18 protein-coding genes and 1 pseudogene are annotated in these 20,769 nt (G+C 67.8%); 5 read left to right on the top strand and 14 right to left on the bottom strand.

Annotated features, from left to right (window positions below):
• Nucleotides 1-38: 38 nt before the first annotated feature.
• Nucleotides 39-698: a hypothetical protein gene (locus E6K79_04425; GenBank protein TMQ65581.1), complete on the bottom strand. Its 660-nt coding sequence runs from the start codon at nt 696-698 to the stop codon at nt 39-41.
• 12 nt (nt 699-710) lie between these two features.
• Nucleotides 711-1,268, bottom strand: coding sequence for an elongation factor P (gene efp / locus E6K79_04420; protein ID TMQ65580.1), 558 nt, complete (start codon nt 1,266-1,268; stop codon nt 711-713).
• A gap of 77 nt (nt 1,269-1,345) precedes the next feature.
• Between efp and E6K79_04415 the strand changes: the two genes are divergently transcribed.
• On the top strand, nt 1,346-1,966 hold the full coding sequence (locus tag E6K79_04415) for a LysE family translocator (GenBank protein ID TMQ65579.1): 621 nt from the start codon (nt 1,346-1,348) through the stop codon (nt 1,964-1,966).
• On the opposite strand, the gene E6K79_04410 is transcribed toward E6K79_04415, so the two are convergent.
• From E6K79_04410 to E6K79_04395, 4 genes are read right to left on the bottom strand one after another with little or no spacing between them, the layout of a single operon-like run.
• Nucleotides 1,963-2,463, bottom strand: coding sequence for a hypothetical protein (locus E6K79_04410; GenBank protein TMQ65578.1), 501 nt, complete (start codon nt 2,461-2,463; stop codon nt 1,963-1,965). The two genes, E6K79_04415 and E6K79_04410, sit on opposite strands and share 4 nt — an antisense overlap.
• A gap of 41 nt (nt 2,464-2,504) precedes the next feature.
• Nucleotides 2,505-5,435, bottom strand: coding sequence for an anaerobic glycerol-3-phosphate dehydrogenase subunit C (locus E6K79_04405; protein ID TMQ65577.1), 2,931 nt, complete (start codon nt 5,433-5,435; stop codon nt 2,505-2,507).
• Between the two features lie 25 nt (nt 5,436-5,460).
• Complete coding sequence (locus E6K79_04400) at nt 5,461-6,129, bottom strand: aquaporin (GenBank protein TMQ65576.1); 669 nt, start codon at nt 6,127-6,129, stop codon at nt 5,461-5,463.
• Between the two features lie 40 nt (nt 6,130-6,169).
• A complete protein-coding gene (locus E6K79_04395; GenBank protein TMQ65575.1) occupies nt 6,170-7,234 on the bottom strand; it encodes a M42 family metallopeptidase in 1,065 nt (354 codons plus the stop codon).
• 110 nt (nt 7,235-7,344) lie between these two features.
• Between E6K79_04395 and rocF the strand changes: the two genes are divergently transcribed.
• The gene (rocF, locus tag E6K79_04390; protein TMQ65574.1) at nt 7,345-8,265 is read left to right on the top strand and encodes an arginase; all 921 of its coding nucleotides are present in this window, start codon (nt 7,345-7,347) and stop codon (nt 8,263-8,265) included.
• 18 nt (nt 8,266-8,283) lie between these two features.
• Here rocF and E6K79_04385 read toward each other — a convergent pair whose 3' ends face one another.
• The 4 genes from E6K79_04385 to E6K79_04370 form a co-directional block, all read right to left on the bottom strand.
• A complete protein-coding gene (locus tag E6K79_04385; protein ID TMQ65573.1) occupies nt 8,284-8,817 on the bottom strand; it encodes a DUF421 domain-containing protein in 534 nt (177 codons plus the stop codon).
• A 4-nt stretch (nt 8,818-8,821) separates the two neighbouring features.
• Nucleotides 8,822-9,655, bottom strand: a complete 834-nt coding sequence (locus E6K79_04380; protein ID TMQ65572.1) for a hypothetical protein — start codon at nt 9,653-9,655, stop codon at nt 8,822-8,824.
• A gap of 27 nt (nt 9,656-9,682) precedes the next feature.
• Nucleotides 9,683-10,264 (bottom strand): hypothetical protein, encoded by a 582-nt coding sequence (locus E6K79_04375; GenBank protein TMQ65571.1) that lies wholly within the window; start codon nt 10,262-10,264, stop codon nt 9,683-9,685.
• Nucleotides 10,265-10,366: 102 nt separating this feature from the next.
• Nucleotides 10,367-11,155 (bottom strand): autotransporter outer membrane beta-barrel domain-containing protein, encoded by a 789-nt coding sequence (locus E6K79_04370; protein TMQ65570.1) that lies wholly within the window; start codon nt 11,153-11,155, stop codon nt 10,367-10,369.
• Nucleotides 11,156-11,270: 115 nt separating this feature from the next.
• Here E6K79_04370 and E6K79_04365 point away from each other — a divergent pair, with 115 nt between their 5' ends.
• Entirely contained in the window at nt 11,271-12,959 is a 1,689-nt protein-coding gene (locus E6K79_04365) for a capsule assembly Wzi family protein (GenBank protein TMQ65569.1), read from the top strand.
• Here E6K79_04365 and E6K79_04360 read toward each other — a convergent pair.
• From E6K79_04360 to E6K79_04345, 4 genes and pseudogenes are all read right to left on the bottom strand, one after another.
• Nucleotides 12,956-13,503, bottom strand: a pseudogene (locus E6K79_04360) (hypothetical protein). The gene E6K79_04365 and the pseudogene E6K79_04360 overlap by 4 nt on opposite strands.
• A gap of 48 nt (nt 13,504-13,551) precedes the next feature.
• Nucleotides 13,552-15,639 carry a polyphosphate kinase 1 gene (gene ppk1 / locus E6K79_04355; GenBank protein ID TMQ65568.1) on the bottom strand — a complete coding sequence of 696 codons (2,088 nt, stop codon included), beginning with the start codon at nt 15,637-15,639 and terminating at the stop codon, nt 13,552-13,554.
• Entirely contained in the window at nt 15,636-16,937 is a 1,302-nt protein-coding gene (locus E6K79_04350; GenBank protein ID TMQ65567.1) for an HD domain-containing protein, read from the bottom strand. Before E6K79_04350 ends, ppk1 begins: the two co-directional genes overlap by 4 nt.
• A gap of 317 nt (nt 16,938-17,254) precedes the next feature.
• Complete coding sequence (locus E6K79_04345) at nt 17,255-18,823, bottom strand: Ppx/GppA family phosphatase (protein TMQ65566.1); 1,569 nt, start codon at nt 18,821-18,823, stop codon at nt 17,255-17,257.
• A 151-nt stretch (nt 18,824-18,974) separates the two neighbouring features.
• Here E6K79_04345 and sixA point away from each other — a divergent pair, with 151 nt between their 5' ends.
• Nucleotides 18,975-19,481 carry a phosphohistidine phosphatase SixA gene (gene sixA, locus E6K79_04340; protein TMQ65565.1) on the top strand — a complete coding sequence of 169 codons (507 nt, stop codon included), beginning with the start codon at nt 18,975-18,977 and terminating at the stop codon, nt 19,479-19,481.
• Nucleotides 19,478-20,769: CHAD domain-containing protein (locus E6K79_04335; protein TMQ65564.1), on the top strand; the 1,292-nt coding region annotated here is incomplete at its 3' end. The genes sixA and E6K79_04335, both read left to right, overlap by 4 nt.

Raw genomic sequence — 20,769 nt, 5'->3', positions numbered from 1 at the left:
ACTGACTACGAGCTTACCACCGAGCCTTCCGAGCGAGACTAATCATAACTATACGTGGCGATAAAGGCAGCCAGGGCGCCGATAAGCAGAACCGTCCCGACCACACCCGCTCCCGATCCCAGACGACCCCCGATTCGCCAATCCCAGACTGACCCAGCGCCACGAGAAGAGCCGATCTGCTCCGCCTCGAGCGTAGCCCCCACGAGGCCCCCCGCTTGAACCCCGACGCTCCCGACGAATCTGGGTGCCTGGCTGTAGTACGCATCGCTATTCGCGAGCGCTAACCCCACGGTGGCATCGGCGCCGACCGCAGGGGTCAGCCATCGCCGATACCGAGCGCGGACGCCGCCTCGTTCCGACCTCTCGTCGGACAACCCGAAAACGCTAACTCCGACCGCGTTCTCCGGCGACAGATTGCACATATATCCGAGATCGAGCGAGACTCCGACGCGGCTGTCGGTCGAGTAGTAGCCCTTGTCCTTGTTCAATCGATAGGAGAGCCCAAGATCGAAGACGCCGTACGATCGGGAATACGGCAGAGGATGGGGCCTGAAGGTGAACCCGCGGGTCGCGGCGGCCGCTTTCGGCTCTCCTTCCTCGCCTGCGAGGCAGACACAGCAGGGCAGTGGAAGCAGGAGCGCCCCAAGAAAGGCTGCTGCTCGGAGGGCCAAGGTTGGATGGAGGGATCGCCGGGTCACGATCCCCGGATACTACACCCGCTCGACGAAAGATCCATCCCTAGTGTCGATCTTGACGCGGTCTCCGGTCGACATGTGCTGCGGGACCTTGGTGACGAGACCCGTGTTGAGCTTCGCCGTCTTGGGGGATGAAGTGACGGTCGCGCCCTTCATGACCGGATCGGTCTCGACGATCTCCAGCTCGACGAACATCGGGAGATCCACGCCGACCGGCTTCCCGTCGAAGTACGACATCTCCACGGTCATGCCCTCGACCAGGTAGTTCACGGCGTCGCCCAGGTGATCCGCGGGCACGTTCACCATCTCGTAATTCTCGGTGTTCATGAACGTGAACTCGTCGCCGGAGCGGTAGGTGTACTGGAGCGGATGATGGTCCAGCTCGGCCCGCTCCACCTTGTCCTCCGAACGGAACCGGTGTTCCGCCTGGGAGCCGGTCACGAGGTTCACCATCTTCGCGTGCACCATGCCCCGCCAATTGCCCGGGGTGACGTGGAGTACGCTGGTCACGCGCAGGGGCTCCCCTTTGTGCAGGATCACCATGCCAACTTTGACCTGTGTCGCCGGAATCACGGAAATGTCTCCTTGCTCTTGGGATTTCGCTGCGAGCCGATTAGTATACCGAACCCTATGCGAGGAGACAACCCGACGTGAGCTGGAGCTACCTGGTGCGTGGGATCGTGATCGGGTTCTCGATCGCGGCCCCGGTGGGCCCGATCGGGGTGCTCTGCATCCGGCGCACCCTGGCGGAAGGGCGCGCGGCCGGCTTCGTGACCGGCCTGGGCGCCGCGACGGCCGACACGATCTACGGCTTGGTGGCGGCCTTCGGGCTCACGGCGCTCACCGATTTCCTGGTCGGGGGACAGACCTGGATTCGCCTCATCGGCGGGGCGTTCCTGCTCTTTCTGGGGGTCCGCACCATTCGCACCGAGCCTGCCGAGAGGGCGGCCCGATTGCGCGGCACGGGGCTCTTTGGCGCCTATGCCACGACGTTCATCCTGACGCTCACCAACCCGATGACCATCCTCTCGTTCGTCGCGATCTTCGCCACGATCGGCGTCGGGACTTCGCATTCCAATCCGCTTGCCCCGGCGAGCCTCGTCCTCGGGGTCTTCCTGGGCTCGGCGCTCTGGTGGCTGTCGCTGAGCGGGACGATGGGCCTCCTTCGCGCCCGCTTCGACGCGGGCCCTCTTCGATGGGTGAATCGGGTATCCGGGGGGATCATCACCGCGTTCGGCGTCGCCGCGATGCTGAGCGTGATTCGCCTCTAGCGCTTCTTCCGCGGGTGCGGCGCGCGGGGCTGCGCCGTTCCGGGGTGAGCCGCCGCTCGAGGCGCCACCGGCGCGCTCACCTTCCCTGCGCCGTGGATGAAGACGAGCTGCCCGCCGAGGTGGCCGTTCCAGAGGAATATCCCCGCCGCCGCGAGCGTTAGCGCAGTGGAGAGAAAGACGCCGCGGCGCCGCGTATGGGTCGCCCACGTGAGCAGGCAGGCCAGCCCGGTCGTCCCTAGGCCCCAGATGCCGGTCTCCTCGTGCTTCTCGATCGCCGCTTCCGGGACGCCCAACGTTTCGGCGCGATCCTTCGCCGACTCTCCGCTGAAGTACGCGCCGACGGCACCCAGGAGCGCGAGCGATAGGAGCACCGGCGCGAACCAACGGATCCACTCGACGCGGAACAGCATGTAGACAATCGCCGAGAGAGCCGCGACCGCGGTCAGCGCGATCGGAAAGTGGACGATGGCAGGATGAATCTCGAGTCCGCCGAGCACGATTTTCCCCTCCCCCTTACTGGCCCAGAAGATCTTCCGTCTCAAACACCGTACGCGCGGCGCAGGATCGACATCGTGTGGACGACCGGGCGCTTCACGCCGTGAGCGATCTGGATGTTGCAGGTGCCGCATCCGGTGAGGATCGCCTCGGCCTTGGTGCGATCGATCTCGCGAAAGAGCGGGTCGCCGATCTCGATCGCGCGGTCGTAGTTCTCGGCCTTCATCCCGTAGGTCCCCGCGATCCCGCAGCAGGAATCGTCGATCGGACGGACGTCGACACCCGGGATCAGCTTGAGCAGCTGGATCGGCTCCTCGGTGATCCCCTGGGCCACCGAGTGGCAGGCGTTGTGGTAGACGACCGAGATCGGCACGGCCCGGAAGTCGGTGCGCATCTCCCCTCGCTGGTAGAGGCGCCAGAGGTACTGGTGCACGTCGATCGTGTGGTCCGAGAGACGCCTCGCGTCGTCGGTCCCCAGGATCCGGGGATAATCCTCGATCAGGGCCAGGCCGCACGAGGGCGCGCTCGCCACCACCGTGAAGCCGCGATCCACGAGCGGCAGGAGCGACCTGAGGTTGCGCTCCGCGTCCGCGCGCACCGACCGCTCCGCTCCCATCGTGATCAGCGCGATGCCGCAGCAGTGCTGCTCGGGAACGATGACCTCGATCCCGTTCGCCTCGAGCACCTTCACGGTGGCGGCCGCCTCCCCTTCGGGATCGTGGAAGCGCGCGAAGCAGCCGGCGAAGTAGGCGACCCGCTTGGTGAGCGGCACGTCGCGGTATGGCATCGGCCCCAGCCGCGCGTGGGTGCCGCCCGGTCCAGGCGCCGCCGGCGTGAGCGGCAACGCGAGCACCCGCTTCGATCCTTGGTCGCCTGTCCCGAACGAGCGGCGGAACCGCGGGAGATCGAGCTTCCCGGCGATCCCACCGAGCTTCTCGCGCGCGGCGCGCTCCACCGGGTTCCCGATCGCGAGGTTGGCGAGGCCGGCGATGCCGGGCGCGGCTCCAACCAGGCTCCCGACCCGGTCGGCGCGCCCCAACACCCAATTCCGGAGCGGCATCCCGCGCGCCTCCACGAACTCCTTCCGGGCGGCGATCGCGAGACCCGGGATGTCCACCTGACTCGGACACTCGGTCAGGCAGAGCTTGCAGTTGAAGCACGAATCCATGACTTCCTTGAACGGCTTCTCGGTCAGGAGCGCCCGCGGCAGCTCGCCCCGGATCACCTCGAGCAGGAGTACCGACTTCGCGCGCGCCGTGTGCGGCTCCCGCAGCGTCGTGCTCCCCACCGGGCAGTAATCGCGGCAGGTGCCGCACCCATGGCAAAGCTCGATCATCGCGCGGTACTCCGGCTCGTCGAAGACGGTGCCGGTCTGCACGAACGAGTTCGTGAACCTCAGGAACTTCTCGGGAAACGTCGTCTCCCCCGAGATGACGTTTCCGGGGTTCAGGATCCCGTCCGGGTCGAGCACCTGCTTCACCGCCGCCATGACCGGGTACGACTCCGGATATTGCCGGCGCAGGTACGGCGCGCGGAGGACCCCGTCGCCGTGCTCCCCGGTGATGGTGCCGCCGAGGCGCCACGTCAGCTCGAAGGCTTCCTCCGCCATCGCGGCCATGCGCGCCGCGAACGTCGTCTCGTGCGGATCCATCAGAGGCATGACGTGCACGTTCCCGTTGCCCGCGTGGCCGAAGATGACGTACCGCGTCCGATGCTTCGCGAAGATCGCGCGCAGCCCCTCGATGTATTCGCCCAGCTTCTCCACGGGGACGGCGGTGTCGTCGATGAAGTTCATCGGCTTCTCGACGGGCGAGGCCCGGTAGACCAGCGGCAGCGCCGCGCGCCGCACGCCCCAGAGCGCCGATCGCTCCTCGCCGGTGCGGGCCGCGCGGAAGTCGATCACTTTCCCCCGCCGCGGCGCGACCCACTCCTCGAGCGCCGCGATCCCGGTCCGCGCCTCCTCCTCGGTGTCTCCCTCGAACTCCACCAAAATCCCCGCCACGAACTTCTCCGGGACGAGATCGCGAAGATCGGGACGGTAATCGCGAACGAAGGCGAGGAACGTGTGGTCCATCGCCTCGACCGCGGACGCGCCCATGCCCCTCGCCTCGAGCACCGCCTCGCTCGCGTCCGTCCAGCTCGCGAAGTAGAGGAGCGCGACCGCGGTGGCCCTGGGCTTCTCCACCAGCCGCATCGTGACCTCCGCGACGACGCCGAGCGTTCCCTCGGATCCCACGAAGAGCCGGATCGGGTCGAAGCGGGGACCGATCGAGGAAACTGAATCGCCCGGGTTCCAGGCGCCCCAGAGGTCGTACCCGGCCGAGTTCTTGTTCGACTTCGGCTTCTCGGGGAGGAACGCGGAGGCGCCGCGCCGGAGCAGGTCGGTCAGCTCGCGCTCGATCGGCCCCCACGCCGGGCTCCCCGAGGAGCCCTCCTCGGAGAGGGTCACGACCGAGCCGTCGTGGAGCACGACGGTGAGCGCGGCGACGTGGTCCTTCATCGCGCCGTGCCGGAGCGTGTGCGCCCCGGCCGCGTTGGTCCCTACGTTCCCGCCGATCGTGCAGAAATCGCCGCTCGAGGGGTCCGGGCCGAGCCGAAGCCCATGCTTCCCCACGGCGCGCTGGACGCGCGTGTGGATCGCGCCCGGCTCCACGCGCACGAGCCGGCGGTCCGGGTCGACTTCGAGGATGCGATGGGTGTGGGTGGAGAAGTCGAGGATGATGCCGTCGCCCAGAGCCTGCCCCGCGAGGCTCGAGCCGCCGCCTCGGGGCGTGACCGGGATCCCCTTCGAGCGCGCGTACTCGACCGTGCGCGCGACATCGGCGGTTCCGCGGGGGGAGACGACCGCGACCGGCTTACGGCGGAAGATGCACGCGGCGGTGGAAAAGAGAGCGAGCGTGATCGGGTCGGTCCGGACCTCGCCTTCGAGGAGAGGACCGAGATCACGCTCGATTGCGGCCGGACGTGGGTCCATCAGATCCCCCGCCCGAGGTGTGTTTTCAGGCGCGCTGGAGTAGTACCCGCTCGTAGACCAAGGCGGCGATCGCGCCGCCGAGCAGCGGCCCGACCCAGTAGAGCCATTGATCCTGCCAATAACCCGCGATCAACGCCGGGCCGAACGCGCGGGCCGGATTGAACGCCGCGCCCGTGAGCGAGCCGCCCGCCAGGATGTTTCCGACCAGGGTCAAGCCGATCGCGAGACCGGCGAACCCCTTCGGCGCGCGGGGATCGACCGCGGTGCCGAAGATCACGATGACGAGCAGGAAGGCCATCAGGCCCTCGAGGCTCATCGCCATGAGCGGGGTCACGCCCGCCGAGACCGTCGGTACGCCCAGGTGCGCCTCGGTGGGGCCGCCGTAGGCGCGACAGAGGACGTATGCCCCGAGTGTAGCGCCGACGAGCTGGGCGACCCAATAGGAGATCGCCCCGCCGGGGCGAATGCGGCGCGTCACCAGCATTCCGAATGTGACCGCTGGGTTGAAGTGGCCGCCGGAGATGTGGCCGAACGCGTAGACGCCGACGAGGATCGCCATGCCGTGCGCGACCGCGATGCCCGTGGTTCCGACGCTCTGGGTCGCGTTCTGCTGGAGGATCGCCCCCGCGCCGAAGAAGACCAGCGCGAAAGTCCCGATCAGCTCGGCCAGAAACTTCTTCGCCTCCTGGCTCATCCGCCCTCCCTCCACTCGAGAGAATCGCCGGGGGACGCCTCTAGAGCGACGCCACCGTCTTCTTGTCCAGGCGCTTCGTGAGCTCGGTCAGGAGCCGCACCGCCTGGTCATAGTCCTTCCGATCCATGATCGTCGAGTGGCTGTGGATGTACCGGGTCGGAATGAAGATCACGAGCGAGGGGATGCCGGTGTCGTAGACGTGGAAGCGGCCCGCGTCGGTCCCCCCGCGCTCGACCGTGCCCAGGTGGTAGGTGATCTTGCCCTTCTCGCAGATGTCGACCGCGAGATCGCGGAGCTTCCGGTTCGGCACCAACGTGGCGTCGTAGACCAGGATTCCGACCCCGGCGCCGAGCTTCTCGTCGCCGTCCCCGATGGAGCCGGGCGTGTCGTGGGCGATGCCCACGTCCACGGCGATCGCGACGTCCGGCTTGACCGACGCGACGCTCGTCTGCGCGCCGCGCAGCCCGACCTCCTCCATCGTCGTGGCGACGCCGTAGAAGGTGTTCGGGTGGCTCGTGGCCTTGAGCTTCCGGAGCGTATCCACCACCAAGGCGCAGCCGACGCGATTGTCGAGGGCCTTCGCCAGGTAGAGCCGCTCGTTGTTCATGACCGAGAACGGCGCGTCAGGGATGATCGGGTCGCCCGCGCGGACGCCGAGCTTCTTCTTCACGTCGAAGTAGGAGGTCGCCCCGACGTCGATGAACATGTCCTTGAGCTCGAGGACCTTCCTCCGCTCCTCTTCCTGAAGCTCGTGCGGCGGCTTGGACCCCACGACGCCGACGACGTCGCCGCGCTTCGTGCGGATCTTCACCTTCTGGGCGAGGAGGACGTGGCCCCACCAGCCGCCCATGGGGAGGAACTTGATGAATCCCTCGGGCGTGATCCCCTTCACCATGAAGCCGACCTCGTCCATGTGCCCGGCGACCATGATGCGGGGCTCGTCCGAGGTGCCTTTCTTCTTGCAGATGATGCTGCCCAGACCATCCTGCGAGACCTCGCCGAGGCCCTTCAGGTGCTTCCGCATCTGGGTGGCAATTTCTTCCTCGTGGCCCGGCGGGCCGAAGCCCTCCGTCAGTTCTTTGAGCAGTGCGTGGGTGGCGTCCATCCAGGAAGCTCCTCGTCTCGTAGGCCCAATTGGGAAAGGAATGCGGGAGTATCCGCCCCGGACGTGGAGGTGTCAAGGACTCGCCCGCCTCTGCTAGACTGCTCGGCCCTATGAACCCACGCACGCGCCAGCTCGAGATCATCGGCGCCCCGGTCGACCTCGGCCAGGGCCGCCGCGGGGTCGACATGGGACCCTCGGCGATCCGGATCGCGGACCTCGAGCGCCATCTCGAGGCCCTGGGCCACACCGTTGTCGACTTCGGCGACATCGACGTGATGATCCCCGAGACGCTCGAGGTCGGCGCCCCCGTGCTCCGCTACAAGCGGGCGATCCTCGCCGCGTGCGACGCGCTCCGGCGCGAGGTGGAGCGAAGCCTCGGCGAGGGCCGGATGCCGGTCGTCCTGGGCGGCGACCATTCCATCACGATCGGCTCGTTGGCGGGCGTGAGCAACCATGTCAGTCGCCAGGGCGGCTCGATGGGCGTCATCTGGTTCGACGCGCACGGCGATGCCAACACGCCGGAGACGACCCCGTCCGGGAACATCCACGGCATGTCCCTCGCGATCTCCATGGGAATGGGCGATCCCGACCTCGTGGGTCTCGGCGGGCGGGGACGGAAGGTCGAGCCGGGCCGCGTCGTCCTGGTCGGCGTGCGCGACCTCGATCCCGGCGAGCGGGAAATCTTGAAGAAGAGCGGCGTCACCGTCTACACGATCCGCGACGTGGACGAGCGCGGCATGCGAGACGTGGTGAGCGACGCCATGCGGATCGCGGGCGAAGGCACCGCGGGAATCCACGTCTCCTTCGACCTCGACGTGGTGGATCCGGAGGACGCGCCGGGCGTGGGAACGGCCCTCTGGGGCGGGATCAGCTACCGCGAGGCGCACCTCGCCATGGAGATCCTGAGCGAGCGCGCGAACGTCCTCTCGCTCGACCTGGTGGAGGTCAACCCGGTCCTGGACACGCGGAACATGACGGGGATTCTCGCGGTGGAGCTGGCCCAGAGCCTTCTGGGAAAGCGGATCCTCTAAGCTTTTCGCTTCAGGCCGCTAAGCTTTTCGCTTCAGGCCGCGGATGTGGTGATACGGCCTTTCGACCTTGGGGAATTCGTCCTCGCGCAGCACGCTGATCGAGCCGTCGACTTCCAGGATCGCGGCGCGCACCAACTTCACGTCGTCGATGCCGTGCTCCCGGAGCGCCCTCCGCAAGTCTTCCGCCGAGATCCCTTCGTTGTCGAGATTCTGCTGGATGACCTGGCCGTGGCGGATGAGCAAGGTCGCCGTGCCCTCCACCACCTTCGCCGCCCGGCGGCTCCCCCGCGCGATCGCCGCGACGATCAGGTTCGCCCCGAACAGCGTGCACGCGGCAATGAGCCCGCCGGCCACGGACGTATCGGGGCCGACCATCGCGTTTTGAACCGCGTTCGAGAGGAGGAGGAGGAGAAGGAGGTCGAACGGAGTGAACTGCCCTACCTGACGCTTCCCCGTGAGGCGGAGCCCCACGAGGAGCGCCAGATAGATGACCGCGGTGCGCGCGACGATGTTGAGGAGCGGGTTCGACAGATTGAACACCGCGCCTCCCATCGCGCTACTTCGAGACGACGGTAATCGGCTCCTCGGCCCGGAGCGAGACCTTGCTCCCGGCGGGGACTTCGAGCTCGTGGCCCTTCGACGCCATCATCGCGCCGGTCCCGAGCACGGCGCCTCCGAACGCCCCGACGACCGCACCCTTCGTATCCTTCCCGATGATCTTGCCCAGGATCGCGCCGGCCATGGCGCTGCCGCCGATCACGAGCGCGTCACGCTTGGTCGTGCTCCCCGCGACCATTTTCCCCTCGGAGTTGGTCACGGTCGTGCTCAAGCTCTTTTCGCCGTCCACGGTCTGGATGGACGTGAAGGCCAACTTCAGCGAAGCGCGATCTTCCGCGGCCCTCGACTTGCTAGCACGGGTCAGCTCGGCGATCTCTCCCCGAACCAACGCCCCCTTGTTTGCGATCACTTGCCCATCCGCCGCGACCAAGGGCTGGATCAGCGTCGCCTCGATCTTGTCGCCCACGTTCGAGGTCTTGGTGCTCACGGGCGTGGTCAGCTGCACGTCGAACGCCGCCCCGGCGGGCATTGAGACGGTATGCGTCTCCGCCGCAGGCACCGCCTTCGTCGTCTTGGAGGGCGACGACTTGGTCGTGTGCTTCGAGGATGTCGTGGTCGTGGTGGTGGTTGTCGTGGTCGTTGGCGCCGGCTGGGACGTGCTCGGCTCGGGCGAAGGGGTTTCCTGCGTGGTCGCCGGGTTCGAGGCGGTAGCCTGGCTCCCCTCGGTTGTCGTCGAGGAAACGTCGGTCTCGGCCTTCTTGTTGCAAGCCGACAGGCCGACTGCCAAGAACAGCGCAAGGAAAATCACTCCGAAAAGGCGTATCTGTCTCATCTTTCCCTCCTCAGGCGCTTCGCGCGCCTAGTAGATGAACTTGTAGGTGAACCCGCCCAGGATCTTGAGCTGGTTCGCGTCGGTCACGAAGGAGTACCGGAGCTCCCCGAAGATCGCCAGGTTCGGCATGACGTCGTTCCTCATGCCTCCCAGGAGGTTCAGGCCGAGCTTGGTGTCGTTGGCGCTGACGCTGTTCGGGGCGTTGGAATCGAAGGAGAGAAAGTTCAGCCCGAGCCCTCCGCCGAGGTAGGGCGTGAAGCGGCCGCCCTGGAGCGGAAAGTCGACGTTCACATCCGTTGCGAACGCGAGGTCCTTCACGTCGGCGTGATACGCGCCGACGTCGGTGCCGACATTCCAGTAGCTGAACGACGGGATCAGGTGGACGTTGCGGACGATCGTGCCCGCGTCGACGTGGAATCCCAGAGCGACCGCGCTGCTCGCGTTCTCGGGGTCGACCAAGCCGAGACTTCCGCCGATTCCCTTGAATCCGAGGCCGACGTCATTCTGGGCCGCGGTCTGCGCGTGCTGCTGCGCGAAAGCGGGCGAGAGGGCGCAGCAAAGCCCAATCGCGGTGAAGAGCGCAACGAAGCGGAACGAAGCTCGTGTCATCGCGAATTTCCTCCTTGGACTGCGTTGGGTTCAGACCCCCCCGGTCCCCACGCGGACGGCCCTGCTCGTCGCCAAGGTAACCCACAAGCGTTTGGGAGACAACTAGAACCGAACGCGAATGCCGCCGTGGAGCGCGAGCCCGTCGAAGTCGAGCGACTCCCGAACGTTCGCGTTGATGAAGGGGTCGTAGAAGTCCGCGTGCACGGTGCTGAAGTTATACGTGGTCTCGGCGTAGAGCGCGGTCGAGGACGACGCCGAGAGGTTGACTCCCGCCATGAGCTGGGCTCCGAAGCCCGCGTAATCGTTGCTGAACGCATTGCCCTGGCTGTCGGTCCCCTCGACGAGGAGCCATTCGTACCCGGCGCCCGCGCCGAGGTAGGGCTGGAATTGCGGCGTGAGCGGGAATTTCACGCGGACGATCCCCATCAGGGGCACGAGGTCCGTGTTGACCGATTGCGTCTCGACCTCCTGCCGCACGGTATTTCCGGCCGGGTCGGTATACGAGGCGAACACGCGCTCGCCGCGCGAGCCGCGGTGATACCACGAGAGCTGGGCGCCGAGATCCATCGCGTCGCCGGCCTCGGTGCCGCCGGACACGGTCCCGTAGAACCCGGTCCCAGGCTGGTTCGAGGGATCGAAGACGCCCCCGCCGACATTGAAGAAGCCGTACGACGATTGGCGCCGGTACCCGTAGTCGTCCGAGCGTCGAGAGCCGCGGCGACGGAGCGGACGCTCCGACATCGATGCGAACGATTCCTTGGCGAACACATCGCCGCGAAGGAAGGTGGATGTATCTTCCGATGCGGCGGAAGCGGACGGTTTCGCGGACAACGCGAGGAGCCAGACTGCGGCCAGGCCCGCTCCAACCAGGACGGTTCGATAGGGATTCACGGCGACTCTCTTCGATCTGCGCGCACGGCGCTCCATGACGGCCTCCGGGGTTTAGAGTGACCACCAACCACACCCATCCTTTGCAGCCGACGTGCCATGGGAGTTTTCATTGTAAATGAACGAGTTAGGGGGATGCCGGGCGATCGGGAGGGCACACCGGTCGCTGCCCCGGGAACACCCTGTGGCCTCCGGGCCACACCCCAGGTACTCTCGCGCGATGCGCTTCGGCACACCCTTCCGCGCGGTTCTCATTGGCGCATGCATTGCCGCGTGGGGCGGCCCTGGCGCCGCGGCGTGGAGCCCGCGCCCGGCCTCCGCGGACCCCGCCGAGTTTCTCCCGGTCCGAAGCGCCGCGTACGAGGAGATCGAAGTCCTGGCCGCGCGCGGTCTGCTCGACTCCCTGCGAATCTACACGCGCCCCTTGGTCCGCGTCGACGTGGCCCGCGCCCTCCTACGTGCCCGCCGCCTCCACCCCGAGGTGGAGCGAAATCTCAGCTACCGGCGTCTCGAGCGGGAGCTCGCGCGCGAGCTGACCGATCTGGGCCAAGCACCCGAGCGTCCGGAGACCGGACCCCTCGCGGATTGGCGCGGCGGCGATACCCGCTTCCGGATCGTGAGCGCGGGGCACGCCCGCGGCGATTACGACGAGAAGCGGAACGCGGCCCATTTCCGATTCCGGGACGAAACGGCCGTCAGCGCCCGGATGGGACTTCAGATCCAGCCCGGCTTCGGCGAATTTCTGGAATTGGGCATCACGCGGATCCGCGGCCAGCGGAATTTCATCGATCCGCTCGCCGTCCGCACCGACGTCGAGATGGCCGTACTCCACACGGAGCTGACGGGACGCCTGAGCGCGGTCACGGCGGCGGTCGGCTATGACTACTTCCGTTGGGGCCCGGGGCGCCGCGGCACGCTTCTCCTGGCCGACGCCGCGGGACCGATGGGATTCCTGTGGCTCCAGGGCAACGCCGCGGGTCGCGTCACCGCGACCGCCGTCTCGGGAATCCTCTCGAGCGCGGAGCACCGGATGTTCGCCGCGCACCGCCTCGAGCTCGCGGCCACGCCGTGGCTGAACCTGGGACTCGCCGAGGCGGTCCGCTACACCGGGGACGGCATCGACCTGCTCTATGGAATCGGCGCGATCCCCTACACGCTCGTCGAGCGGATACACATCCGCGAAGCCTCGACCGATTCGGTGCGGACGCTCGAGCGCTCGAACGCGATGGCGTCCGCCGACGCCGTCGTGCGCGTCTCGCCCAACCTGACGCTCTACGGCGAGCTTCTTGTCGACGATTTCACCACCGAGAACAAGGCGATGCCCGATCGGTTCGCGTGGCAGGCCGGCTTCCGGAGCGACCGCCCGATGGGCGACGGGATGATCCACTTCCTCGCCGAGTACGCCCGGGTCCGCATCTACACCTACAGCGTCTACTACGGCCAGAATTTCGAGTACCGGGGCCGGCCGCTCGGATACCTGTACGGTCCCGACGTCGAGAACCTCTGGGTCGAGGCCGGCTATGACCTATCGCGCGACTGGCAGCTGCGCTGGAGCGGCGAGTTCGTCAACAAGGGCGAAGGACGTCTCGGAGAGTCGTGGAGCCCCGCCCAGGGCGAGGTGGGCTCGGGGCTCTCCGGCGTCGTCGAGGAGCGGCGCGAGGTCTGGGGGGATCTGCGGTGGCTCCCGCGCGATAACGTCGACCTGAGCGCCGGCGCCGGCTACCGCCGGCGCGAGAACGTGGATCACGTGAGCGGCGCCACGGAGAACGCCTGGCTCGCGCGGCTCGCGGCCGAGCTCCGCTACTAGACCCCGGTCATGTTCTTCACGCTGAGCACGGCGATGCCCAGGAGCGAGGCGAGCGAGACGAAGATGATGACGTTCACGAACCAGCCGATCCCACACACCAGGATGGCCGGCCGGTTCTCTTGTAGTCGAGGGCCTGGCGCACCGCCACGATCATCGCGACCAACATCCAGACCCACGCGGCGAGATCGATCAGCGGCCCTAGGATCGGAATCCACGCGAGGAAGCGGATGATCCCGGGGCCGGCCGCGAAGCCGATCGTTCGCATCAGCTGCCCCACGTCGGCGTTCGTTTCCGGCTCCGCGAGAAACTTCGTCCCGATCAGCCAAATGAGAAAGGCCCACGCGACCCATCCGATCAACGAGGCGGCGACCGCCACGGTGATTCCGCGCACGCCGTATCCGATCTCGCCGACTCCCGCCGCCGCCGCCGAGAGGAGCACCACTCCCATCGCCTGAACGGTGGCGGTCGAGTCCGCCTCGACCTCTTCGTAGGTGGCGACGTCGAGCTTCGCCGCTCCCACGATCCGCTGAACCCAAGACGCCATGGCCCTACCCTCCGTGGTTGGGAACGCTCAGCCGCGCGCGGACCGCTGTCACGGCGCCTTCCGGATCGGGCGGACCGCCTCCCGCTCGGGATGCGGCGGTCGGGTGGCCCGTTCCTGCGCCTCATGCCAGAGTGCTTCCTGCGCGCGGAACGGCTTCTTCCGACCGTCCCGCTTCACGAGCGTGCCGTCGGACTTGAGCTCCCGGGCCTTCACGTTGTCGGCGAAGAACGTGTCCAGGATCAGGCTGAGCCGCTCGCGGTGCTCCGGGTCCACGATTGGTGCCACCAGCTCGACGCGCCGGTCGAGGTTCCGCGGCATCCAATCGGCACTGCCCATGAAGACTTCGATGTCGCCGCCGTTCCGGAACTCGAAAATTCGAGAATGCTCGAGGAACCGGTCCACGATCGTCACGACGCGGATGTTCTCGCTCATCCCTTTCACCCCCGGCCGGAGGAGGCACGACCCGCGGACGTTGAGATCGATCCGCACGCCCGCCCCCGAGGCCTCGTAGAGGGCGTCAATCAACGCGGTGTCGACGAGGGCGTTCATCTTCGCGCGGATCTGCCCTGGCTCCTCCGCACTCGACTTATCGATCTCCCGGCGGATCAGGCCGAGAAAGCGCTGCCGAAGTCCCAGCGGCGCCATCGCGAGGCGCCGCCACGGGAGCGGCTCGGAGTAGCCGGTCACCACATTGAAGAACGCGGTCAGATCGGCGCAGAGATCCTCGTCTGCGGTGAGGAGGCTCAGGTCGGAGTACTCGAGGACCGTCCTTTCATTGTAGTTACCGGTCCCGAGGTGAGCGTAGCGCTCGATCCCTCCGGGACCCCTCCGGACGATCAGGAGCGCCTTGGCATGCGTCTTCAACCCGGCGAGCCCGTAGAGAACCTGGGCCCCCGCGTCCTCGAGGCGGCGGGCCCAGTTCACGTTACGCTCCTCGTCGAATCGGGCCTGAAGCTCGAGAAGGACGGTCACCTGCTTCCCGTTCTCGGCCGCGCGCTCGAGGGCGCGCACCACCTCGGAGCCCGAGGACGTGCGGTAGAGCGTCTGCTTGATCGCGAGGACCGAAGGGTCCTCTGCCGCCAGCCGCAGCATCCGAATCACAGGCTCGAAGCTCTCGTAGGGATGGAAGAGGAGAATGTCCCGCTCGGCGAGCGCGCTCAAGATCCCTTCGTTCGGCCGGAGCCCAGGATGAGGCTGAGGGGCCCACGGCTCGGCTCGCGGGGCAGGAAGGGACGGAAGGCGCGAGAACTCCATCAGGAACCTGAGATCGAGCGGCGCCGGAAGCTTGAAGACGTCGTGGCAGGCCAGCCCGAGGGCCCCGGCGAGCTGGGCGACGATCGCGTCGCTTCCGCCCTCCTCCACCTCCAGCCGCACCGGATCGCCTCGGAGCCGGCTCTTCAACACCAGCCGCACCGCGTCGACAAGATCCTCTGCTTCCTGGTCGTCCGTGGCGAAATCGGCGTCCCGCGTCACGCGGAAGGCGACCGCCTCGGCCACCGTGTGCCCCTCGAAGAGATCGCCGATGTGCTCGCGGATCACCTCTTCCAAAAGCACGAACCGCACGGCGTCCTTCCCCCCGACCTGGATCCAGCGCGGCGCCGTCCGCGGGAGCTGAAGGATCGCGAGGCGCGGCTCCGCACCCTCGCGCTCCAGGCGGACGGCGAGGTAAAGGGCAAGGTTGGTGACGTGCGGAAACGGAAGCAGGGCGTCGATCGCCGCCGGGGTCAGGACCGGAAAGATTTCCTTCGCGAAGAGATTATCGAGGAATGCGCGCTCACGCGGCTCCAGATCGGCCAGCGCGAGAAAGCGCACTCCCGCGTCGCGCAACGCGGGCACGATCTCCTTCACGTAGACCGCGGCCGCCGCGGCGCTCAGCTCGCGCGCCCTGCCGGCGATCTTCTCGAGCAGCTCGGCCGGTGCCAGCCCATCCGGCTCGCGGTGGTCGAGCCCGGCTCGGACCAGCTCCCGGACGCCGGCGACGCGGATCATGAAGAACTCGTCGAGGTTCGACGCGAAGATTCCGAGGAAGCGGGCCCTCTCGAGAATTGGGTTCGATGCGTCCTGCGCCTCTTCGAGCACGCGCCCGTTGAACCCGAGCCAGGTCAGCGCCCGGTTCAGGTACTTGGGCTCGCTCACGCCTCTTCGACCAGGGCCGGCTTGAGGCCGAAGGCCTCCTCGAAGAGGCTACTCTTGGAATCGAGCGCCATCCGCTCGAGCGCCAGATCCTCCCCGGCGCCGACCTCGATGCGAAGCTCGTCCCCGTCGACCGAGATCTTGGGGTTTTGAATCCGCTGGGTGTGCCCCTTGTCGAGCGCGTCCGCCACGCGAAGGATGCCCGAGAGGCGATTCACGGTGAGCCGGGCGGGGCGCGGGAGCGACGCGTACTCGGGATGGTCCGACTGCGGCCCGCCCTTGCGGTGGTAGCGGGCGACGTTCGCCACGATCTCGAGATCCTGGCCGGAGAGCCCGAAGATCTCGGAGTGGGTCAGCAGGTAATAGGCGTGGCGGTGGTGCCCGCGCGCGGCGACGAAGCCGCCGATGTCGTGGACGATCGACGCCACCTCGAGCAGCAGGAGCTCGCGGTCACCCATCCGGTGCTGGGCGCGCGTCGCCTCGAAGATGGCGTGGGCGAGCGCGGCGGTGTGGGTCCCGTGCTTCTCGTCGGCCGAGTACTTCCGCGCGAGATTCACCGCGGCCGCGATCGTCTGCTCGGGGAAGAAAACGCTCGATCCGCTTTGGATCGACTTCGCCATCTGGAGCACCAGCCCGTCGCGCATGCTGACGCTGGGCACGAGCAAGCGCTCCACCTGGTTCAAGCGGATCAGCTCGGCATAGGCGAGGAGCGCCGGCGCGAGCGACTCGGCCTCGTTCGCGGCCACGCCGTACGCCGACGCCACCTGCTCGGGCGTCATCGGAAGGATCTGGTCGGCGAGCTTCCTCAAGTCCTTGGCCGCGACCGCCGCGCCCTCTCCGCCGGCGATCGCCCGCGCGGCGAACCGCGCCTCCGAGCCGACCGCGATCAGGTTCGCGACGTCTTTGAAGGGGAGTGAGCGGCGGACCACGTTCATCATCTCGCGCACGTTGTGCTGGATCAGCCGCGTCTTCGCGCGCCGCTCGGTCTCTCCCGTGCGGAGGAGCTCGCGCATCCGCACCGTGCCCAGGTCGTGCGTGATCGACGCGACGACCTCGCCGTCGCGCATGAGCGCCCACTCGGTCGCGCCGCCGCCCAGCTCGAACATGAGGGCGTCGCCGGTGCCGACCTCCGGGTGGCCGCCGAGCGCGCGCTGGACCGCGGCGAACGTGAGGAGGGTCTCCTGCGAGCCCTCGATGATCTCGATCTCGATCCCCGTCGCGAGGAAGACACGGTCGACGAAGGTGTCGCGGTTCAGGGCCTGGCGCACCGCACTGGTGGCGACGGCACGGGTGTGGGTCACGCTCCATGAGCGCGCGATACTGGCGGAGGACGTTGACCGCTTTCTGGATGCTGGCCGCCGAGAGCGTCCCCGTGCGGAAGGTATCGCGACCCAGCGAGAGCGGCCGCTCGAGCTGCTCCAGCGTCTTCACCTCGCCGTCGGGATGAAGCTCCGCGATCAGCATGCGGATCCCGCTCGCCCCGACGTCGATGACCGACATGATCGGCGGAGCGGCGACAGCCGGCGGGCCAGGCGCCGCTGCGGGCGCCGCTGAGGGCGCCGCGGCGGGCGGCGTTGGCGCGACCGCCGCCCCGCCTGCCCCGTTCTCTACGGTCGTGTCACTCACGACCCGATACCACGGGCTTGAGCCCGAACTCGCCCTGGAAGAGGTCACCCTTGTCGCCCACCGACCACTCGTCCAGGGTCATGTCGCCACGCGTGCGCAATTTCAGCCGCAGCTCGGAGCCCCGCTGCTTCGCCCGCACTGCGGTCACCCGCTGGCGGTGGTCGTGGTCGAGCGCGTCGGCCACGCGCAGGATCGCCGCCAGCACGCGCACCCGCTCGCGGTCACCCTCCGAGAGGTCCCGATAGCCCTCGTGGCTCATATCGGGCGGGGCCTTCCGGTGATATCGCGCGACGTTCGCGACGATCATCAGCTCATCGTCGGTGAGACCCAGGATCGGCGTTTGGGCGATGATGTAGAACGAGTGGCGGTGATGGCCGTTCGGCCCGATGAAGTTCCCAACCTCGTGGAGGAGCGCCGCGATCTCGAGGAGCAGCCGGTCGCGCTTGCCCAGGCCGTGCATCGGCTTGAGCTGGTCGAAGAGCGAGGCCGCGAGCGTGCTCACGCGCTGCGCGTGCTTCGGCTCCGGGTCGTACTTCTTCAGAATCGCGACGGCGGCGTTCCTCGTCTGCGAGACCTCGAGCTGCTTCATCCCCTCGGCGCCCGCCGCCTGCGCCACGTCGATCAGGACGCCGTCGACCAGCCCCACGAACGGTACCCAGATCTCACGCGCGCGGACGCGAGTCGCCACGTACTCGAAGATCGCGCCCGCGGGAACGATCACGTCGGCGCGATCGGCCTTGAACCCGAAATGCTCGACCCGCTCGGCCGGGGAGAGCTTGGCCAGCTGGCTCAGGAGCTTCCGAAGCCGCGGCACGGTCACGCGCGTGGGCGGCCGCTCCGATCCGCTCCCCTTGGCGGCGCCGTTGGTCGAGGCTAAAGTCGCGATCGTCTCGATGTTTCCCCCCGTGCCGACAAGGCGCTGGAGCTTCCTGCGCTTGAAGTAGTCGAGGATCGGAAACCGCGCCGAGCGGAGCGTCGCGTGGATCATCTTGAGCAGCTTCTCGGGCGATCCCTTTCCCGCGCGATCCAGAAGCCGAACCGCGCCGACGTCGTGGGACTCGACGATGAGGATCTCGCCGTGACCGACGAGCGCGATCTCGCTCGAACCGCCACCCACGTCGAGGATCATCGAGAGCCCGCGCTCGAGGGAGATCTTGGTCTTGACGCCCAGGGCGACGAGGCGCGCCTCTTCCGTTCCCTGGATCAGTTCTAGATCCAGGCCCGTTTCGCTTCGCACGCGCTCGAGGAAGGCGGCCCGGTTCTTCGCCTCGCGCGTCGCGCTGGTCGCGACCGCGCGGTGGACGACCACGCCGTGCTGCTCCATCTTGCGACGGAACGAGCGGAACGCGTCGAGCGCCGCCTCCATGGTCGCCGGGTCGATCCGCTGGGTCTTGAAGACCGACTCGCCCAGGCGGACCGGGGCCCGCACCCGCTCTAGGATTTCATACTGGGTGGGGCTTCTGAATTCCGCGATCGCGAGCCGCAGCGCGTTCGAGCCGACGTCCATTCCGGCGCAGCGGATGGGAAAGGAAGTCTTTGTCGGTGAAGGCATTAACGGCATCTTCCCCCGCCGGAGGGGGGTCCGTCAAGTTGCGGCTGGGGCGCCCCGTCACGGTTGACCAGAAGGCTCCGCCTATGAGACAATTCCGCGGCTACGATATCGCTAGCCTCGCCACAAGTCTTGTAATGCCAGGCTTTTCCCCGAGGGGAGAGTGAATCTCTACATCGTGCGTCACGCCATCGCCGTCGAGCGCGGCGACCCCGCCTATCCCTGGGACGACGACCGCCCGCTTACCCCAGAGGGAATTCACAAGTTCCGCCTCGCCGCCAGGGGCCTGGAGAAGCTCGAGGTGCGCCCCGAGCGGATCCTCTCGAGCCCGCTCATTCGCGCCCGCCAGACGGCCGAAATCTTGCGCGACGCCGTACGGCCTGACCTGGAGATCGAGTACACGCCACACCTGAAACCGGACGCCGACTTCGCCGAGGCGCTTGGCGCCGTCGCCGTGCTCGGCGCGAAATCGGTCGCCGTGGTCGGGCACGAGCCGCACCTGAGCGGCTTCGCGTCGTACCTGCTCTCTGGTCCCAGCAACACCGCCTCGCTCGTATTTCGGAAGGGCGCGGCGGCGTTGATCGGCTTCCCCGCCGAGGCCGCGCCCGGCTTGGGCTTCCTCGAGTGGCTGATCCAGCCTGCCGCGCTCCGTCGGATCGCCGAGACGTGATCGAGGCCATGATGATCGAGCGCGAGATCAAGTTCCGCCTGCCCGAGGGGCGCGACGCCGAGTCCGTTCGCGCGGCCGTCGAGTCGGCGGGATTTCGTCTCGAGCCGAGCGGCACTATCGCGCAGGAAGACCGCTACCTGGACACCGAGGACTGGACGCTCTACCGGGCAGGGATCGCTTTGCGGCTGCGCGCGGACGGTCACCGGCTTCGCCTGGAGGCGAAATCGCTTCGATCCACCGAGACGGAGGCTCTCGCCCGCACCGAGTGGACCCAGGACGCGCCGAACGGGGATCCTCCCTGGGCCGCGCTCGATCCCGGCCCGGTGACGGGGCTTTTGCAGCCCCTCGATGGACTAGGGACCGTGATGCGGCTTCAGGTCCGCGCGCGGGTCCGGAACGACCGCGAGCGCTTCCGCTGGCTCCGCGGGGAGACGCTGCTCGGATCGCTCACCGTCGACCACGTCAGCGTTCCGCCCGCTTCGTTCCAGGAGATCGAAGTGGAGCTTGAGAACGGCGCAGGCGAGGCGCTCGGCGAGGTCGAGCGGGCCGTGGAGGAGCGGCTGGGGCTCCAGCAGACCGCCGAAACCAAGCTCGCAGCAGCGATGGCCGCCCTCGGCGAGAAGCTCCCCGAGCGGGACGAGCGAGCGTTCGCGCTCGACCACGCCGACCGGCTCCTGGATGTCGCGCACAAGACGTTCGGGAGGCAGCTGGGCCGGCTGTTCTGGAACGAGCCCGGCACCCGGCTCGGCGTCGATCCCGACTACGTCCACGACATGCGCGTGGCGTGCCGGCGGCTTCGTACCGCGCTCGAGGTTCTGGGCGAGGGCTACCCCGAGGTGCTTCGCGAGGCCCTGCGCGGGGAGCTCCGGTGGATCGGTCGCGGTCTCGGCGCCGTTCGCGACCTGGACGTCGCCATCGCGCGCGTGGGCGCGATGGAGGCCGAGGCCACCTCGTTCGAGCGGCCCGCGTATCGGATTTTCGCGCAAGGGCTCTCGGTGCGCCGCGCCGCGCGGCGCCTCGAGATGATCGAACGCCTCGACTCGGAGCGGTTCCGGACCGTCGCATCCCAGGCGCGCGCCACGCTCGAGGCCGGTCCGCCGGCGGCCGATTCGGTGCCTGAGGGTGTTGCGCCCGCTTATCTGATCGCGCCCCGGATCATCGAGCATTGGAAGCGCGGCATGAAGGACGCCTACGAGAAGGCGGAACAGACGATGGAGGAGCCGGACCTCCACGCGCTCCGGATCGCCGCGAAGAAGGCCCGCTATGCGATCGAATACTTCGCAGAGCT

The organism is Candidatus Eisenbacteria bacterium (genome assembly GCA_005893305.1).
Taxonomy (GTDB): Bacteria; Eisenbacteria; RBG-16-71-46; order SZUA-252; family SZUA-252; genus WS-9.
The sequence above is the reverse complement of the archived record's forward strand: the minus strand, read 5'-3'. Positions and strand labels throughout refer to the sequence as shown.

What these genes read in the sequence shown, in the direction of transcription:
- E6K79_04395 (TMQ65575.1), bottom strand. Translation starts at nt 7,234, where the DNA reads ATGGACGCCACCCACGCACTGCTCAAAGAACTGACGGAGGGCTTCGGC.
- E6K79_04345 (TMQ65566.1), bottom strand. Translation starts at nt 18,823, where the DNA reads ATGCCGTTAATGCCTTCACCGACAAAGACTTCCTTTCCCATCCGCTGC.
- E6K79_04385 (TMQ65573.1), bottom strand. Translation starts at nt 8,817, where the DNA reads ATGGGAGGCGCGGTGTTCAATCTGTCGAACCCGCTCCTCAACATCGTC.
- E6K79_04380 (TMQ65572.1), bottom strand. Translation starts at nt 9,655, where the DNA reads ATGAGACAGATACGCCTTTTCGGAGTGATTTTCCTTGCGCTGTTCTTG.
- E6K79_04375 (TMQ65571.1), bottom strand. Translation starts at nt 10,264, where the DNA reads ATGACACGAGCTTCGTTCCGCTTCGTTGCGCTCTTCACCGCGATTGGG.
- E6K79_04365 (TMQ65569.1), top strand. Translation starts at nt 11,271, where the DNA reads ATGAACGAGTTAGGGGGATGCCGGGCGATCGGGAGGGCACACCGGTCG.
- rocF (TMQ65574.1), top strand. Translation starts at nt 7,345, where the DNA reads ATGAACCCACGCACGCGCCAGCTCGAGATCATCGGCGCCCCGGTCGAC.
- E6K79_04405 (TMQ65577.1), bottom strand. Translation starts at nt 5,435, where the DNA reads ATGGACCCACGTCCGGCCGCAATCGAGCGTGATCTCGGTCCTCTCCTC.
- E6K79_04400 (TMQ65576.1), bottom strand. Translation starts at nt 6,129, where the DNA reads ATGAGCCAGGAGGCGAAGAAGTTTCTGGCCGAGCTGATCGGGACTTTC.